Source organism: Rhodococcus sp. 105337 (assembly GCF_012844225.1).
Taxonomy (GTDB): Bacteria; Actinomycetota; Actinomycetes; order Mycobacteriales; family Mycobacteriaceae; genus Rhodococcus.
This window is the reverse complement of sequence record NZ_JABAGQ010000006.1, coordinates 110,001-126,749: the sequence shown is the minus strand read 5'-3', so window position 1 is coordinate 126,749 and position 16,749 is coordinate 110,001. Positions and strand designations below refer to the sequence as shown.

The following is a 16,749-nucleotide window of genomic DNA, read 5'->3' as shown; positions in this document are numbered from 1 at the left end:
CCATCGGACCCCACGGACGGGGGCACTCATGAAGGTCATGGCACAGATGGCGATGGTCATGAACCTCGACAAGTGCATCGGGTGTCACACGTGCTCGGTGACCTGTAAACAGACCTGGACCAACCGTTCCGGAACCGAGTACGTCTGGTTCAACAACGTGGAGACCCGTCCGGGTCAGGGGTACCCCCGCACCTACGAGGATCAGGACAAGTGGCGCGGCGGCTGGATCAGGGACAAGAAGGGCAGGATTCGGCTGCGCGACGGCGGCCGCCTCCACAAGCTCAGCCGGATCTTCTCCAACCCCAAGATGCCGTCGATCGACGACTACTACGAACCGTGGACGTACGACTACGAGACCCTCACCAACGCCCCTGCGGGGGAGAACATCCCGGTGGCGCGACCGCGCAGTCTCCTCAGCGGCGAACCGATGAAAGTGGAGTGGTCGGCCAACTGGGACGACAACCTGGCGGGCTCGCCCGAGATCGTTCCGGACGACCCGATCCTAGCGAAGATCAACGAAGAGGTCAAGACGTCGCTCGAAGAGACGTTCATGTTCTACCTGCCCCGGATCTGCGAGCACTGCCTCAACCCCTCGTGTGTCGCGTCGTGCCCGTCCGGAGCGATCTACAAGCGCTCGGAGGACGGCATCGTCCTCGTCGACCAGGACCGGTGCCGCGGCTGGCGGATGTGCATCTCCGGATGCCCGTACAAGAAGGTCTATTTCAATCACAAGACCGGCAAAGCCGAGAAGTGCACGTTCTGTTATCCCCGCATCGAGGTCGGGCTACCGACGGTGTGTGCCGAAACCTGCGTCGGGCGTCTGCGCTACATCGGGCTGGTGTTCTACGACGCCGACCGGGTGCTCGACGCGGCGGCGGTGGAGAACGAACAGGATCTCTACGAAGCCCAGCGTCAGGTCCTGCTCGACCCCCACGATCCGGAGGTCATCGCGGGGGCCCGGGCCGAAGGGATTTCCGACGACTGGATCGCCGGCGCACAGAAGTCACCGATCTACTCTCTGATCAACGTCTACAAGGTCGCGCTGCCGTTGCATCCGGAGTACCGGACCATGCCGATGGTCTGGTACGTGCCGCCGCTGTCGCCGGTCGTCGACGCGGTCAGCCGCGACGGTCACGACGGGGAAGATCTCGGAAACCTGTTCGGAGCACTCGAGTCGTTGCGCATTCCCATCCGCTACCTCGCGGAGCTGTTCACAGCGGGGGACACCGCGTCCGTGGAAGCCGTCCTGCAACGGCTCGCCGCGATGCGGTCGTATATGCGCGACATCAACCTCGGTCGCGACACCCAGCCGCATATCCCGGAGTCCGTGGGCATGACGGAGGAGCAGATCTACGAGATGTACCGGTTGCTCGCCCTCGCCAAGTACGAAGAGCGCTACGTGATCCCGACGGCCTACGCGACCGAAGGACACAAGCTCGAGGAATCCGCCACGGACTGCTCTCTGTCGTTCGACGGTGGACCGGGAATGTACGAGTCCGGGCCCTTCGGTGAGTCGAGCGGCGGACCCGTCCCGGTCGCGGTGGAAACGTTCCACGCGCTCGCAGAGCGCCAGACCACGGAAGGCCTCGCGGTCAACGAGCGCGAGCCCTCCCGCGTCAATCTGCTGAACTGGGACGGCAAAGGAGCGCCCACGGGTCTGTTCCCGGGTGCCTGGCCCGGCGACGGCGAGGAGCGGCGGTGACATTGTTCCGGCGGGCGTCACGCCGAGAGGATCCCGCTCGCCGGTTGCAGACCCGGCTCGTCCACCAGGCGGCCTCGTTGCTGCTGGCGTATCCGGACGAGCAGATGGCGGAGCGTCTCGACACCGTCGAGGCACTCGTCGACCACATCGACGAGCCCGCGCGCGGCCGGCTCACCCGGACCGCCGCGTACCTGCGTCGTAGCAGCCTGCTCGATGCGGCCCAGGCGTATGTCGACACGTTCGACCTGCGTCGGCGCTCGACGATGTACCTGACCTACTGGACCGCGGGAGACACACGCAACCGGGGATCGGAAATCCACGCGTTCGTGCAGACCTATCGGGAGGCGGGCGCCGAACCTCCGGTCGGCGAGGCGCCCGACCACCTCCCGGTGGTCCTCGAGTTCGCGGCCACCGTCGCACCCGAGGCGGGAGAACGGCTGCTCGTCGCGCACCGGGTACCGATCGACGTCCTGCATCGCGCGCTGGTCGGCGACGATTCGCCGTACGCGGACACCGTCGCCGCGGTGTGCGCCACGCTGCCTCCTGTGGACGAGGCCCAGGAACAACGGGCCCGCCGGCTGATGCACGCCGGACCTCCGGCCGAGGCGATCGGCCTGCAGCCGTTCACCCTGACCGTTCCGCCACGCCGGGACGCCCACGACCGACGAGAAGGGCCGTAAACGATGAGCGCGGGTGCAATCTTCTGGGACATCGTGCCGTACGTGACACTCGCGATCCTGATCGTCGGCACGTGGTGGCGGTACCGATACGACAAGTTCGGCTGGACCACCCGCTCGTCACAGCTCTACGAGAGCAGGCTGCTGCGCATCGGCAGTCCGCTGTTCCATTTCGGCATTCTGGTGGTGATCATCGGCCACGTCATCGGCTTGCTGATCCCGAAACAGTGGACGTACGCGATAGGGATCAGCCAGCACGCGTACCACGTCCAAGCTCTCGTGCTCGGGACCATCGCCGGCGCCGCGACCCTCATCGGGGTGTGCCTGCTCATCTACCGCCGGCGTACCAACGGCCCGGTGTACTCCGCGACCACCCTCAACGACAAGGTCATGTACGTAGTCCTGGTCGCCGCGATCGTCGCGGGTCTCGCCACCACCCTCATGGGCGCGGGAGTGGTCGGCGAACACAATTACCGCGACACCGTTTCGCCGTGGTTCCGGTCCATCTGGATCCTGCAGCCACGCGGCGAACTCCTCGTCGAGGCGCCGGTGTCGTTCCAGATCCACACCCTGATCGGTCTGGTGCTGTTCGCGATCTGGCCGTTCACCCGGCTCGTCCACGCATTCAGCGCACCGGTGGGATATCTGTTCCGCCCGTACATCGTCTACCGCAGCAGGGGAGAGGCGCGAGAGGGTCAGCTGGTCGGCTCCCAGCCCCGGCGCCGCGGTTGGTGACCGTCGCCGGATCCGCCCGCGCATGTATCGTGTGATGTTCCGTTCCCGGACGTATGTGCCGGACCCCGACCGCAGGACCGTAGAACTCACACATGGCTCCCACCCGGCACGTTTCTCCTTCCGATACCGCTTCCGCCCCCGCAGTGGATTCCGGCGTTCGCCGCACCGTTCTGCCCGGAGGCGTGCGAGTGGTCACCGAGCACGTGCCGGGCGTGCGATCGGCGGCGGTCGGCGTGTGGGTCGGAATCGGCTCCCGCGACGAACAGCCGTCCGTCGCCGGCGCGGCACACTTTCTCGAGCACCTGCTGTTCAAATCCACCCCGACGCGCACGGCGCTCGACATCGCGGAGCTCATCGACGGGGTGGGCGGTGAACTCAACGCGTTCACCAGCAAGGAACACACCTGCTACTACGCGCACGTCCTCGACGACGATCTTCCGCTCGCAGTCGACGTCGTCGCCGACGTGGTGTTACGGGGCCGGTGCCGCAGCGCCGACGTGGACGTCGAACGGCAGGTCGTACTCGAGGAGATCTCGATGCGCGACGACGATCCCGAGGATCTCCTCGGTGACTCCTTCCTCACCGCGCTGTACGGAGATCACCCCATCGGCCGTCCCATCATCGGTTCCGTCGACTCCATCGAGGCGATGACCCGCGCTCAGCTGCACTCCTTCCACGTGCGCAGGTACACCCCGCAGCGGATGGTCGTCGCGGTCGCCGGCAACGTCGATCACGAGCACACCGTCGAACTCGTCCGCCGCGCCTTCGCCGGGCACCTGGACGGCACGGGCGGGCCGGTGCCGCGCCGGGAAGGCCGGCTCGAACTGCGCACCACACCCACCCTGAGCATCACCGAGCACGACGGCGAGCAGTCGCACCTCTCGCTCGGCGTTCGTTCCTTCGGCCGGCACGACGACCGCCGCTGGGCACTGTCGGTGCTCAACGCCGCGATCGGCGGCGGATTGAGCTCACGGTTGTTCCAGGAGGTGCGCGAGAAGCGGGGTCTGGCGTACTCCGTCTACTCCGGTATCGACACCTTCGCCGACACCGGCGCGTTTTCCGTGTACGCCGGGTGCCAGCCCGAGAATCTCTCCGAGGTCGCGGCCGTGATCCGCGAGGTGCTCGGCGCCGTCGCGAAGGACGGCATCACCGACGCGGAATGCGCTCGCGCCAAAGGCTCGTTGCGCGGTGGTCTGGTCCTCGGTCTCGAAGACACCGGGGCGCGAATGCACCGCATCGGACGCAGCGAGCTGAACTACGGCCGGCACTGGAGCCTCACCGAGACCCTCGAGCGCATCGCGACCGTGTCGTCGGAACAGGTGCGTGAGGTCGCAGCCGAACTACTGCACCGTCCGTTCGCCGCCGCGGTGGTCGGGCCGTACCGACGCCCGCGCGATCTCCCCGCCGCGGTGCGCGACATCGTCGGCTGACCCTGTTCCGCCTGCCGGGCACCTGCGCCGTCGCGGTGACCACCCGTGCAGACCACAACCCCGGTTGCGTACGCTTTCCTCGGAAAGACGTGACGGGAAGGTCGTGGACGGCAAAGTGAACGCAGCAGCAGTTCGGGTGGGTGTGCTCGGGGCCAAGGGCAAAGTCGGCCAGGCCATCTGCGCGGCAGTCGAGGCGGCCCCCGACCTCGAACTCGTCGCAGCGGTGGACCGAGGCGACAGCCTCGACGACTTCGTGACCTCCGGCACGCAGGTCGTCGTGGATTTCACGCACCCCGACGTGGTCATGGGCAACCTGCAGTTCCTGATCGACCACGGCATCCACGCCGTCGTGGGCACCACCGGCTTCGACGACGACCGCCTCGCGCAGGTCCGCAGCCGCCTCGCCGATCAGCCCGCCGTCGGTGTGCTCATCGCTCCCAACTTCGCGATCGGCGCGGTGCTGTCGATGCGCTTCGCGCAGGCCGCCGCCCGATTCTTCGACTCCGTCGAGGTCATCGAACTGCATCATCCCAACAAGGCCGATGCGCCGTCCGGCACCGCCTACCGCACCGCGGAACTCATCGCCGAGGCACGTGCCGCCGCAGGCGTGGGACGCAGCCCCGATGCCACGACCACCGAACTCGACGGTGCGCGCGGCGCCGACGTCGACGGGGTGCGGGTGCACTCGGTGCGTCTCGCCGGGCTGGTCGCGCACCAGGAGGTGTTGCTGGGAACCCAGGGTGAGACGCTGACGATCCGCCACGATTCCATCGACCGTTCCTCGTTCGCACCGGGCGTACTCCTCGCAGTCCGCGAGATCGCTTCCCGTCCCGGCCTGACGCTGGGCATCGACCCCCTCCTCGACCTGTGAAAAAAGATCTCGTCAAGGTCCTCGTACCGATCGCGTTCATCGTCGCCGCGCTCGCCTTCTACTTCGTGTTGCTCGGCAGCCGCGGAGTCGAACTCGTCCGGTCCGGCGGCGTCGCCGCGGTCGGGCTGGGTATCGGCGTGTTGCTGCTCCCGCTCGTCGGAGTCTGGATCGTGTACGCCAGTCTGCGTGCGGGCTGGCAGCACCAGCAGCTTGCGCAGCGCATCCACGAGGAAGGTCTCGAACTCGATGTCACCGACCTTCCGCGACGGCCGTCCGGAAAGATCGACCGCGACGCGGCGGACGCCCTGTTCGAGACCGTCAAACGGGAATGGGAAGCCGATCCCGACAATTGGCGGAACTCCTACCGGCTGGCGCGCGCCTACGACTATGCGGGTGACCGGGGGCGTGCCCGCGAGACGATGCGCCGGGCGGTTGCCCTCGAAAAAGCAGAACGCGACAGCACGACGTAGCGGGCGCGGTATCGCGGCTCGGGCAACGCCCCGTCGTAGTCTTCGCCTGTGACCGAACAACCCGAACGAACCGACGCCACGGACCGGACGCTGCTCGTCGTCCACCACACGCCGTCTCCGGCGACGCGCGAGCTGCTCGAAGCGGTGCTGGCGGGGGCGAACGACCCCGACATCGACGGGGTGACTGTGCGTGCGGTGCCCGCCCTCGGCGCGACCGTCCCGGACGTGCTTGCCGCCGACGGCTACCTGTTCGGTACTCCCGCGAACTTCGGATACATGTCGGGCGCGCTCAAACACTTCTTCGACACCGTGTACTACCCGTGTCTGGACGCCGTTGCGGGCCGCCCGTACGGCATGTGGGTCCACGGCAACGACGACACCGCGGGAGCGGTGTCGTCGGTGCGCAAACTGGTGACGGGGATGGGGTTGACGCAGGTGGCTGCCGACCTGGAGATCACCGGCCCGATCGACGCGCAGGTCCGCGAACGCTGTTACGAGCTCGGTGGGACGGTTGCGGTGACTCTCGCCGACAGGGTGTGAGGGGCTGCCCGCGTCAGCGGTAGTTCTCCTCGACGAACTTCGTCAGGCCTTTGCCGGCTGTCTCGATCGCCGTCTTCTCGGCGCGTCGGACGAGGAATCCGGGGACCGGAATCTTCGGATCGATGGTCAGGCTGAAACCGACCTCGGTCGCTCCGCCTGCCGGTGTGAGTGTGTAGGCACCGTCCTGCTGGTTCTGCTGCGTGCTCTCGACGAGCGTCCAGGACATCGACCGGTCGCCGTCCCAGGTGTAGTCGACGACCTGCTCGTCGGTGAGTCCGATGACCGAGACGGTCATGCGCACCCGGTGCGGGCGGCCGTCCGGGTAGGTGGACTCGACAACGACCTTCTTGTGCGTCGACGACCACTCGGGCAACCGGTCCACCGCTGCGATAGCCGCCATCACCTGCTCCGGTGTCGCCTTGATCTCGAAGCTTCTGGTGCTGCTCACGGCCATCGGTTCGGTGTCCTCTCGTTCCCGCGTTCGGTGCGTCGGGAATCTACCGCACGGGAGGGGTTTTCAGGCCGTATCGCCGTCTTCGTCCTCTCGGGGAGCCGGCGCCGGGGGAGCGGTGGGTGTGGTGCCTTGCCGGCGCCACTCTTCGGCGCGCTTCTGATACCGCTTCTGATCCTTCAGTGCGCCCTGCACGGCCTGCGCCACCCAGGAGTTGAGCGAGACACCGCTCTGCGCGGCCGCTTCCTCGGCGCGGGATTTGATCTGTTCGACGAGACGCAGGGTGACCCGGCTGATGTCTCCGGTCATCTCCTCGAAGGTCTGCGACGGCGAGTCGGTGTGCGGCGTGGCATCGCTGCGCACATCCACGACGGCTTCCGTGCCGTCGAGCCGAACCGTGACGGTGTGGTCGTCCAACTGCTTGCTGATTTCCCCGGCCATATCCGACAGCGCACTGAGAACGGCCAGCCGGGCCGGCGCGGCGAGAGCGGCGGAGAGGGCCGCTGCGGTACGGCGGGTCTGTTCGTCGCCGAGTTCGGCGGCGTTGACGACGGCGTCGGTGATCGCCGCGGTATAGGTGTCGATGTTCATGCCGTCAGTGTGACGCCATGCGTGACATCAGTCAACAGGCCTATGACGCCACGAGTGCTGTCGTGGTGGCGTCATCGAGGTGGCGGTGAGCGCGCGGAGGCTCCGGGTCGCTAGGGTGCGATCACGCACCGGGAGGAGACGCGCATGATTCCCGAACCCGCAAACCTGAAGGTCAGGCTCGTCGCAAAGACCGAATTCCTGCCGCCGGACGACATCCCTTGGGAAACCGACGCCGACGGAGGGGAAGCGCTCGCCGAGTTCGCCGGACGTGCGTGTTATCAGAGCTGGTCGAAGCCGAACCCGCGGACCGCGACCAACACCGGATATCTGCGGCACCTGCTGACCGTGGGCCACCTGTCGGTACTCGAGCACGCCTCGGTCACCTTCTACATCACCGGAATCTCCCGTTCGTGCACCCACGAACTGATCCGGCATCGGCACTTCTCGTTCTCCCAGCTGTCCCAGCGTTTCGTCGCGGACGGCGATGCTCCGGTCGTCGTTCCTCCCGCGATCGCGGGCGATCCTCATCTCGAGGAACTGTTCTTCGCCGCCACCCGGCGCAGCCGCGACGCGTACGTGGAACTGCTCGACGCACTCGACGAGAAGATGGCGCATCTGCCTCCCGGGCCCCTGCGGGCGAAGCAGGTGCGGGAAGCGGCGCGAGCGGTGCTCCCCAACGCCACCGAGACCCGCATCGTGGTCACCGGCAACTACCGGTCGTGGCGGCACTTCATCGCGATGCGCGCGACCGAGCACGCCGATGTGGAAATCCGGCGGCTCGCCGTCGAATGCCTGCGGCAACTCACCGATGCGGCGCCGAACGCGTTCTCCGACTTCACGATCACGGCGATGCCCGACGGCAGCGAAATCGCCGCTCCCACCTTTGCCGCAGACCGCTGACCCACCCGGCGGAGGCGGGCGTGTGTCGGACCTGTATCCCCACGCGGTAGCCTTCTGACCATGACCAACGGTGAATCCGCAACTGCTGTCGAGCTCCCGTTCGGCACCGTCGCCACTGCGATGGTGACCCCGTTCACTGCCGACGGCAAGCTCGACGTGGACGCGGGTGTGCGTCTTGCGAACTACCTCGTCGAGGGTGGCTGCGACGCGCTGGTACTCGCCGGTACCACCGGCGAGTCGCCTACCACCACCGAGAACGAGAAGCTCGAACTGATGCGGGCTGTTCTCGCTTCTGTCGGCGATCGCGCGAAGATCATCGCCGGTGCCGGAAGCAACGACACCGCGCACAGCGCCGAACTCGCCCGCGATGCCGCGCGCGCCGGCGCGCACGGCCTGCTGGTCGTGACCCCGTATTACTCCCGGCCGCCGCAGGCCGGTCTCTACGCGCACTTCGTGGCGGTGGCCGATGCCACCGACCTTCCCGTCATGCTCTACGACATTCCGCCACGCTCTGTGGTGCCCATCGAAACGGACACGCTGCGGTTGCTCGCCGAGCATCCGCGGATCGTGGCCGTGAAGGATGCGAAGGGTGACCTCAATGCGGGAGCCGAACTGATCGGCACGACCGATCTGAAGTTCTACTCCGGTGACGACCCGCTGAACCTGCCGTGGTTGTCGGTGGGTGCTGTGGGATTCGTGAGTGTCATCGGTCATCTCGTGCCCGGCCGGTTGCGCGAACTGCACACCGCCTTCGAAGCAGGCGATCTCGAACTGGCCCGCACGATCAATCTGTCCATGGTGCCGATCTACCGCGCGGTCGCAAGACTCGGCGGTGTCAGCGCTTCCAAAGCAGGGCTGAGACTGCTGGGTATCGACGTCGGCGAGCCGCGCCTTCCGCAGGTCGCACCGGTATCGGCCCAGATCGACGCCCTCGCGGCCGATCTTCAAGCAGCAGGGGTTCTGTAAATGAGTCGTCCCACCAGTAGTCGTGGCCGCGCCACCCGTAACGCCGGCCCGCCGGCGTCGCGGCCGCAGCGCCGCATCGTCCAGAATTCGGCATCGGCGCAGCGTCCCGACCCGCGTCCGCCCGTCGATCCCACCGCACGCCTCGGGACCCCTCCCAAGGCGCCCAAGAACGGTCTGCGGATCGTCGCTCTCGGCGGCATCGGCGAAATCGGCCGCAACATGACCGTCTTCGAGCACCAGGGCCGTCTGCTGATCGTGGACTGTGGCGTGCTCTTCCCGGAAGACCAGCAGCCGGGCGTCGACCTGATCCTGCCGGACTTCCGGCACATCGAGAACCGGATGGAGGACGTCGAGGCGATCGTTCTCACCCACGGTCACGAAGACCACATCGGTGCCGTCCCGTTCCTGCTGCGACTGCGCCCCGACATCCCGGTCGTCGGCTCGAAGTTCACTCTCGCGCTTGTCGCCGCCAAGTGCCGCGAGCACCGGCAACGGCCCCGCCTCGTCGAGGTCACCGAGGGCGAACGCACCGATCACGGCCCGTTCGAGTGCGAGTACTTCGCCGTCAACCACTCGATTCCCGATGCGCTCGCGGTCGCGATCCGGACGTCGGCCGGTCTCGTGCTGCACACCGGTGACATCAAGCTCGACCAGTTGCCGCTCGACAACCGGCTGACCGACCTGGCCGGGTTCTCCCGCCTGGGCGACGAAGGTGTCGACCTCTTCCTGGTCGACTCCACGAACGCCGAGGTCCCCGGATTCGTCACCCCCGAACGCGAGATCGGCGGGGTGCTCGACAACGTCATCGGCAAGGCCAACAACCGGGTCATCGTGGCGTCGTTCGCGAGCCACGTGCACCGGATCCAGCAGGTCGTCGACGTCGCACACCGCTACAACCGTCGGGTCGCCTTCGTCGGGCGCTCCATGGTGCGCAACATGCAGATCGCGCAGGACCTGGGGTATCTCCACGTTCCCGACGGCGTCGAGGTCGATCTGAACGCCGCGGCGTCGTTGCCCGACAACCGGGTCGTTCTGGTGTCCACCGGCTCGCAGGGTGAGCCGTTGTCGGCCTTGTCGCGCATGGCGCGCGGGGAACACCGCCAGATCAACATCCGCGCCGACGACCTCGTCGTGCTCGCGTCGTCGCTGATCCCCGGCAACGAGAACTCCGTGTTCGCCGTGGTCAACGGTCTCGCCAAGCGCGGCGCCACGGTCGTGACGCAGCAGAACGCGAAGGTGCACGTGTCCGGCCACGCGTCCGCGGGCGAACTGCTGTACCTGTACAACGCGGTGCGGCCGACGAACGCGATGCCGGTTCACGGCGAATGGCGGCACCTGCGCGCCAACGCCGCACTGGCCGAAGCCACAGGCGTGCCCAAGGAACGAATCGTCCTCGCCGAGGACGGCGTCGTCGTCGATATGGTCGACGGCCTCGCCGAGATCGTGGGCCGCGTTCCGGTGGGCTACGTGTACGTCGACGGATTGTCGGTCGGCGATGTCGGCGAATCGACACTGTCGGACCGTCTCGTCCTCGGCGAAGGTGGATTCATTTCCATCTCGGTCGCGGTGGACGCGACCACCGGCCGCGCCGTGAGCACACCCGAGGTCTCCGGCCGAGGGTTCTCCGACGACCCGACGGCGCTCACCGAAGCCGCCCAGCTCGTCGACAAGACCCTCAGCGAGCTTGCGGCCGAAGGCGTCACGGAGACGCACCGCATCGCGCAGGGTATCCGGCGCGTAGTGGGCAGGTGGGTGGCCGACACGTACCGCCGTCGCCCCATGATCGTGCCGACCGTCATCGCTGTGTCCTGACATAGTTCGCCCGCCCGACCAGGCATGTTCGCGCGGCACGGGACTCTTCCCGTGCCGCGCGCCCGTGCCGTCGATAGAGTGGCCGGATGAGTCTTGCCCGCACGGAACGACATGCCCTGGTCCGCACGATGTCCGAGGTCGGTCCCGACGCGCCCACCCTCTGCGGCGACTGGACGACCCGCGATCTCGCCGCGCATCTCCTCGTCCGAGAGCGCCGGGTCGACACGATGCCCGGAATCATGATCCCGGCCTTCGCCGGCCACACGGAGAAGGTCCGTCGCGAGGCGACCGACAAGCAGTGGTCTCACCTGCTGTCCGAGGTCGACTCCGGTCCGCCGAAGTGGTCGCCGCTCTTCCTCCTGGACTCCGTGGCCAACGCAGTGGAAATGTTCGTGCACCACGAGGATGTGCGCCGCGCCCAGCAGGGATGGGAACCGCGACGCCTCTCCACCGAGGTCCAGGACCAGTTGTGGAGGACCGGGCGGATGTTCGCGCGCACCAGCTACGGCGGGTCCGATGTCACCGTCGTCTTCGAGCGCCCCGACGGCGAGCGCGTCACCGTCCGGAAGCGTGGGCCTCGCAGCGTCGTCCTTCGGGGCGAGCCCGCGGAACTACTTCTTCACGCGTTCGGACGCGACGCGGTGCACGTCGACAAGGAGGGCGAGCCGAGCGCCGTCGCCGAGATCGACGGATCCAAGCGCGGAGTGTGACCGGCCGGCCCCGCATCGTCGCGGCGTCGTGGCCGAGAGCGCCGCACCACCTGTGACCAGTGCCGCCCGGCGTTACCCGTGTTGCACATGGTTCACGAGAGGCCCGGGCGGTTACCCTGGCGGTTATGGCAGGAAAGTCGGGCAGTCGCGCTTCGTCCTCAACGACCTCACGGTCGCGGACGGGGGCACGCGGCTCGTCCGGCGGTGCCAACCGGTCCCGTGCGGCCTCGGCCAAGTCGGGAAAGGCGAAGGCCGGTACCGGTAGGGCAGCAGCGGGCCGAGGCGCGACGGCGAAGACGTCGGGCGGAGCGCGAACGTCCCGCGGGACGGGCTCGGCCGGAACCCGCCGCTCGCCCCGGCCCCGCGCCAACACCCCGCGCGGCGCCGCAGCGCGGCGGTCCCGCACCTCCGGCGGGGTACTCGGCGCGCTCGGCAAGGGCGTCGCCGCCGGATGGTTCATGGCGGCGCGCGCGCTCGGTGCCACCGCGCGCACCATGGGCATGGCCACCGACATCGAGCACGGCCATCGGCGGGACGGTATCGCGCTGGGACTCGTCGCAGTCGGGGTGGTCGTCGCAGGATCGCTGTGGTTCGGTGTCGGAGGTCCGGTCGGGGACTGGGTCGAGACCGGTGTGCGCGCCGTTGTGGGCGGCGCGGGAGCGGTGCTCCCGCTGGTCGCCATCGGCATCGCCCTGACCCTGATGCGTACCGAACCGTTCCCCGAGATCCGCCCGAGGCTCGTGCTCGGTGGGCTTCTCGTCGCTCTCCCGGCATTCGGCCTGTGGCACGTTGCGTCCGGCCTCCCGGGGGATGCGACCGGTCGATCCGAGGGCGCCGGTTTCGTCGGCGCCGCGGTCGGCGGACCTCTCACCGCGGGACTGACCGCGTGGCTGTCCGTTCCGCTGATGCTCCTCGCCGCCGGATTCGGCATTCTTCTGCTCACCGGCACCACCATCCGGGAACTGCCCGAACTGTTCCGTGAGTACTTCGGCCTGGAATACCCCGCGGACGACGAATACGGGGACGAATACGGGGACTACTACGACGACGATCCTGGTCTCTACGACGACGGGTATCGCACGGAAAAGCCCAGGTCGCGTCGTCGCCGCACCCCCGTCGAGAACTACCCACCCGACGAATTCGAGGCCGAGACCGAGATACTGCCCCTGTGGCCGGACGACGAGGCCACCGCCGCGGCGCCGCCGCCCGAACCCGAGCCGGAAACCGCCCCCGCACCGGCGCGCACCCGCGCGAAACGTCCGGTCCCGGCGGCACCGGTTCCGGAGCCCGAACCGGTGCCGGAGCAGTCCGATGCCCATGCTCTCGTCGTTCCCGACCGCGAAGTCGACGGCGATTACGTCCTGCCGTCGCTGAGCCTGCTCACCAAGGGCGATCCGCCGAAGAAGAGGTCGCCGGCGAACGACGAGATGATCGAGTCGATCACCGAAGTCCTCGAACAGTTCAAGATCGATGCGGCGGTCACCGGCTTCACCCGGGGGCCCACCGTCACCCGCTACGAAGTCGAACTCGGACCGGGCGTGAAGGTCGAGAAGATCACCGCGCTGGCCCGGAACATCGCGTACGCGGTCGCGACGGACAACGTCCGGTTGCTCGCGCCGATTCCCGGTAAGTCGGCGGTCGGTATCGAGGTACCGAACTCCGACCGCGAACTGGTCCGGCTGTCGGATGTCCTCGCCGCCCCGTCGACCCGCCGCGACCACCATCCGCTGGTCATCGGTCTCGGCAAGGACATCGAGGGAGATTTCGTCTCCGCGAACCTCGCCAAGATGCCTCACCTGCTGGTGGCGGGTTCCACCGGGTCCGGTAAGTCGAGTTTCGTCAACTCGATGCTGGTCTCGCTCCTCATCCGGGCCACGCCCGACGAGGTCCGGATGATCCTGATCGACCCCAAGATGGTCGAGTTGACGCCCTACGAAGGCATTCCGCACCTCATCACGCCCATCATCACGCAGCCGAAGAAGGCCGCGGCCGCGCTGGCGTGGCTGGTCGAGGAGATGGAACAGCGCTACCAGGACATGCAGGCCAATCGCGTCCGCCACATCGACGATTTCAATTCGAAGGTGAAGTCGGGCGAGATCACCGCCCCGCTCGGCAGTGAACGTGTCTACCGGCCCTACCCGTACATCCTCGCGATCGTCGACGAGCTGGCGGACCTGATGATGACGGCTCCGCGCGACGTCGAAGAAGCGATCGTCCGGATCACGCAGAAGGCCCGCGCCGCCGGCATCCACCTCGTCCTGGCCACCCAGCGTCCGTCGGTGGACGTGGTGACCGGCTTGATCAAGACCAATGTGCCCTCGCGGCTCGCGTTCGCGACGAGCTCTCTCACCGACTCGCGCGTCATCCTCGATCAGCCCGGCGCCGAGAAGCTGATCGGTATGGGCGACGGGCTGTTCCTGCCCATGGGTGCCGGCAAGCCGGTCCGCATGCAGGGTGCGTTCATCACCGACGAGGAGATCTCGGCGGTCGTCGACGCCGCGAAGAACCAGGCCGAACCCGAGTACACCGAGGGCGTCACGGCACCGAAGGCCGGTGAGAAGAAGGACGTCGACGCAGACATCGGCGACGACCTCGACGTGTTCCTCCAGGCCGTCGAACTCGTCGTGACGAGCCAGTTCGGCTCCACGTCGATGCTGCAGCGCAAGCTGCGCGTGGGATTCGCGAAGGCAGGCCGGCTCATGGACCTCATGGAGACTCGCGGGGTGGTGGGTCCGAGCGAGGGCAGCAAGGCTCGCGAGGTGCTCGTCAAACCGGACGAACTCGACGGGCTCCTGTACTCGATCCGCGGCGGCGGGGATCCGGACGACGCAGGATCCGGGTCCGGGGACGCCTGAGACACATATGGCACAATCGTGTCAGCTGTGGAGGGGAGTATCCCCTACTTCGCGGCGGTCTCGTCAACACGTACGGCGCCGATGCCGTTCCGGGGCCGTCGGTCCGGCATTCGTGCAGGGCGGGAGAGACCTCCGGCAGGTATACACCTACCGGAAGGCCGAGGTATGCACGTAACCCTGACGACCTGGTTGATCACCATCGCGGTGATCGTCGGACTTTTCGTCTTCGACTTCTATGCCCACGTACGCAAGCCCCACGCGCCGACGTTGCGCGAATCGGGTTTCTGGTCCGCGGTGTTCATCACGATCGCCATCATCTTCGGTGTGGTCGTCTTCATGGTGTGGGGGCCGACGTACGGCGGGGAGTACTTCGCCGGCTACGTCACCGAAAAGGCACTGTCCGTCGACAACCTCTTCGTGTTCGTGATCCTGATGGCGACGTTCGCGGTGCCGCGGGAGTATCAGCAGAAGGTGCTCACGATCGGCATCGTTCTCGCCCTCGTGATGCGCGGCCTGTTCATCGCTGTCGGCGCCGCCGCCATCAATGCGTACAGCTGGGTGTTCTACCTTTTCGGGATCTTCCTGATCTACACCGCCGTCAAGCTCATCCGCGACCACGGTGAGGACCAGGGAAGTATCTCCGAGAACAAGATGGTGGTTCTCGCGCGTAAGTTCCTGCCGGTCCACGACGAATACGACGGCGACAAGCTCGTCACCCGCATCGACGGCAAGAAGATGGTCACGCCGATGCTGCTGGCCCTCATCGCGATCGGGTTCACCGACATCCTGTTCGCGCTCGACTCGATTCCCGCGATCTACGGTCTCACCGAAGAGCCCTACCTCGTGTTCACCGCGAACGCGTTCGCGCTCATGGGTCTGCGGCAGCTGTTCTTCCTCATCGGCGGCCTGCTCGAGCGCCTGGTGTACCTGTCGTACGGACTCTCGGTGATCCTGGCGTTCATCGGCGTCAAGCTCGTGCTGCACGCGCTGCACGAGAACACGCTCGGCTGGATCAACGGCGGCGAACACGTGGCGGTGCCCGAGATCTCCACCGGCTTGTCGCTGGCTGTGATCGTCGGTGTTCTCATCATCACCACGGTTGCGAGCTTGCTGCGGACGCGGCACGTGGAAGCATCCGCCAAGCGATGACGGCGCCGATCGCCTAACCGCTGAAAGCGCCCATCACGGGAGTCCAGGCGGTGATGCGTACCGCATCGACGAGGCCGCGCTGCGCGAACGGATCCTGAGCCATCAGGTCCCGCGCCGCGGCCTCGTCGGCTACGTCGAGCAGGATCAGTGCCCCGGACCCGTCGGTCCACGGGCCGGTTGCCCGGACCCGTCCGTCCTCGACGAGACCGCTGAGCCATGCCCGGTGCTTCGGGCGGTGCTCGTCGCGGGCCGCGGCGGTGGCGTCGGAGTACGTGTATTCGACGGCGAACATGGCCATGAAGTTTCCTTCGATCCGGTGGGAGACGGGCGTCGCGGCTCAGAGTGTGAGCAACATCCGGGTGTTCCCGAGCGTGTTCGGTTTCACGTAGCTCAGGTCCAGGAATTCGGCGACACCGGTATCGTACGACCGGCACATTTCGGCGTAGACCTCGGCTGTCACCGGGGTGCCTTCGATTTCGGTGAATCCGTGGCGGGCGAAGAAGTCCACTTCGAAGGTGAGCACGAACAGCCGCTCGAGCTCGAGTTCCCGGGCCACCTCGATCAGCCGCGCGACCAGGAGATGACCGGCGCCGCGCCCTTTGACCTGCGGGTCGACGGCCACGGTGCGGACCTCACCGAGGTCGGACCACAGCACGTGCAGCGCTCCGCACCCGACGACACGCGCACCGACCTCGACCACCCAGAACTCCTGGACGGCCTCGTACAGGGTCACCAGGTTCTTCTCGAGAAGGATCCTTCCCGAGTAGATGTCGATGAGCCGCTTGATTTCCGGCACGTCGGACGTTCGGGCCCGACGCACGACCATTCGGTCGGTTGTGCTGGATTCCGGCGCCGCTGTTGTCATGCGGTGAACAGTAGCGCGTGCCCCA

17 protein-coding genes are annotated in these 16,749 nt (G+C 67.2%); 13 read left to right on the top strand and 4 right to left on the bottom strand.

What is annotated here, in order from left to right; all coding sequences use genetic code 11:
* Positions 1-28: 28 nt before the first annotated feature.
* The 7 genes from narH to HF886_RS11980 all read left to right on the top strand — a co-directional run bounded on the left by narH (position 29) and on the right by HF886_RS11980 (position 6,425).
* On the top strand, positions 29-1,702 hold the full coding sequence (gene narH / locus HF886_RS12010) for a nitrate reductase subunit beta (protein WP_169652403.1): 1,674 nt from the start codon (positions 29-31) through the stop codon (positions 1,700-1,702).
* A 2-nt stretch (positions 1,703-1,704) separates the two neighbouring features.
* Positions 1,705-2,382, top strand: coding sequence for a nitrate reductase molybdenum cofactor assembly chaperone (narJ, locus tag HF886_RS12005; protein WP_206036840.1), 678 nt, complete (start codon positions 1,705-1,707; stop codon positions 2,380-2,382).
* Between the two features lie 3 nt (positions 2,383-2,385).
* A complete protein-coding gene (narI, locus tag HF886_RS12000) occupies positions 2,386-3,114 on the top strand; it encodes a respiratory nitrate reductase subunit gamma (RefSeq protein WP_169620608.1) in 729 nt (242 codons plus the stop codon).
* Positions 3,115-3,206: 92 nt separating this feature from the next.
* Positions 3,207-4,544, top strand: coding sequence for a pitrilysin family protein (locus HF886_RS11995; protein ID WP_169620609.1), 1,338 nt, complete (start codon positions 3,207-3,209; stop codon positions 4,542-4,544).
* Positions 4,545-4,659: 115 nt separating this feature from the next.
* Positions 4,660-5,415: a 4-hydroxy-tetrahydrodipicolinate reductase gene (gene dapB / locus HF886_RS11990; RefSeq protein WP_169620610.1), complete on the top strand. Its 756-nt coding sequence runs from the start codon at positions 4,660-4,662 to the stop codon at positions 5,413-5,415.
* The gene (locus HF886_RS11985; RefSeq protein WP_169620611.1) at positions 5,412-5,885 is read left to right on the top strand and encodes a hypothetical protein; all 474 of its coding nucleotides are present in this window, start codon (positions 5,412-5,414) and stop codon (positions 5,883-5,885) included. Before dapB ends, HF886_RS11985 begins: the two co-directional genes overlap by 4 nt.
* A gap of 48 nt (positions 5,886-5,933) precedes the next feature.
* On the top strand, positions 5,934-6,425 hold the full coding sequence (locus HF886_RS11980; RefSeq protein WP_169620612.1) for an NAD(P)H-dependent oxidoreductase: 492 nt from the start codon (positions 5,934-5,936) through the stop codon (positions 6,423-6,425).
* A 13-nt stretch (positions 6,426-6,438) separates the two neighbouring features.
* Here HF886_RS11980 and HF886_RS11975 read toward each other — a convergent pair whose 3' ends face one another.
* Together HF886_RS11975 and HF886_RS11970 are read right to left on the bottom strand one after the other, a co-directional pair.
* Positions 6,439-6,879, bottom strand: coding sequence for an SRPBCC family protein (locus HF886_RS11975; RefSeq protein WP_169620613.1), 441 nt, complete (start codon positions 6,877-6,879; stop codon positions 6,439-6,441).
* A gap of 63 nt (positions 6,880-6,942) precedes the next feature.
* On the bottom strand, positions 6,943-7,467 hold the full coding sequence (locus tag HF886_RS11970; RefSeq protein ID WP_169620614.1) for a toxin-antitoxin system HicB family antitoxin: 525 nt from the start codon (positions 7,465-7,467) through the stop codon (positions 6,943-6,945).
* A gap of 144 nt (positions 7,468-7,611) precedes the next feature.
* On the opposite strand from HF886_RS11970, the gene thyX reads away from it, so the two are divergent.
* The 6 genes from thyX (at position 7,612) to HF886_RS11940 (ending at position 15,859) form a co-directional block, all read left to right on the top strand.
* Positions 7,612-8,367, top strand: coding sequence for an FAD-dependent thymidylate synthase (gene thyX / locus HF886_RS11965; protein WP_169652402.1), 756 nt, complete (start codon positions 7,612-7,614; stop codon positions 8,365-8,367).
* Positions 8,368-8,427: 60 nt separating this feature from the next.
* Positions 8,428-9,333 (top strand): 4-hydroxy-tetrahydrodipicolinate synthase, encoded by a 906-nt coding sequence (gene dapA / locus HF886_RS21080; RefSeq protein ID WP_169620616.1) that lies wholly within the window; start codon positions 8,428-8,430, stop codon positions 9,331-9,333.
* A complete protein-coding gene (locus HF886_RS11955) occupies positions 9,334-11,145 on the top strand; it encodes a ribonuclease J (RefSeq protein WP_169652401.1) in 1,812 nt (603 codons plus the stop codon).
* 86 nt (positions 11,146-11,231) lie between these two features.
* Entirely contained in the window at positions 11,232-11,855 is a 624-nt protein-coding gene (locus HF886_RS11950) for a TIGR03085 family metal-binding protein (RefSeq protein ID WP_169652400.1), read from the top strand.
* Positions 11,856-11,980: 125 nt separating this feature from the next.
* A complete protein-coding gene (locus HF886_RS11945) occupies positions 11,981-14,710 on the top strand; it encodes a DNA translocase FtsK (RefSeq protein WP_206038727.1) in 2,730 nt (909 codons plus the stop codon).
* A gap of 165 nt (positions 14,711-14,875) precedes the next feature.
* Positions 14,876-15,859 carry a TerC family protein gene (locus HF886_RS11940; RefSeq protein WP_169620619.1) on the top strand — a complete coding sequence of 328 codons (984 nt, stop codon included), beginning with the start codon at positions 14,876-14,878 and terminating at the stop codon, positions 15,857-15,859.
* 13 nt (positions 15,860-15,872) lie between these two features.
* Here HF886_RS11940 and HF886_RS11935 read toward each other — a convergent pair whose 3' ends face one another.
* Together HF886_RS11935 and HF886_RS11930 are read right to left on the bottom strand one after the other, a co-directional pair.
* A complete protein-coding gene (locus HF886_RS11935) occupies positions 15,873-16,157 on the bottom strand; it encodes a YciI family protein (protein ID WP_169620620.1) in 285 nt (94 codons plus the stop codon).
* Between the two features lie 39 nt (positions 16,158-16,196).
* On the bottom strand, positions 16,197-16,685 hold the full coding sequence (locus HF886_RS11930) for an amino-acid N-acetyltransferase (protein WP_169620726.1): 489 nt from the start codon (positions 16,683-16,685) through the stop codon (positions 16,197-16,199).
* Positions 16,686-16,749: the final 64 nt, after the last annotated feature.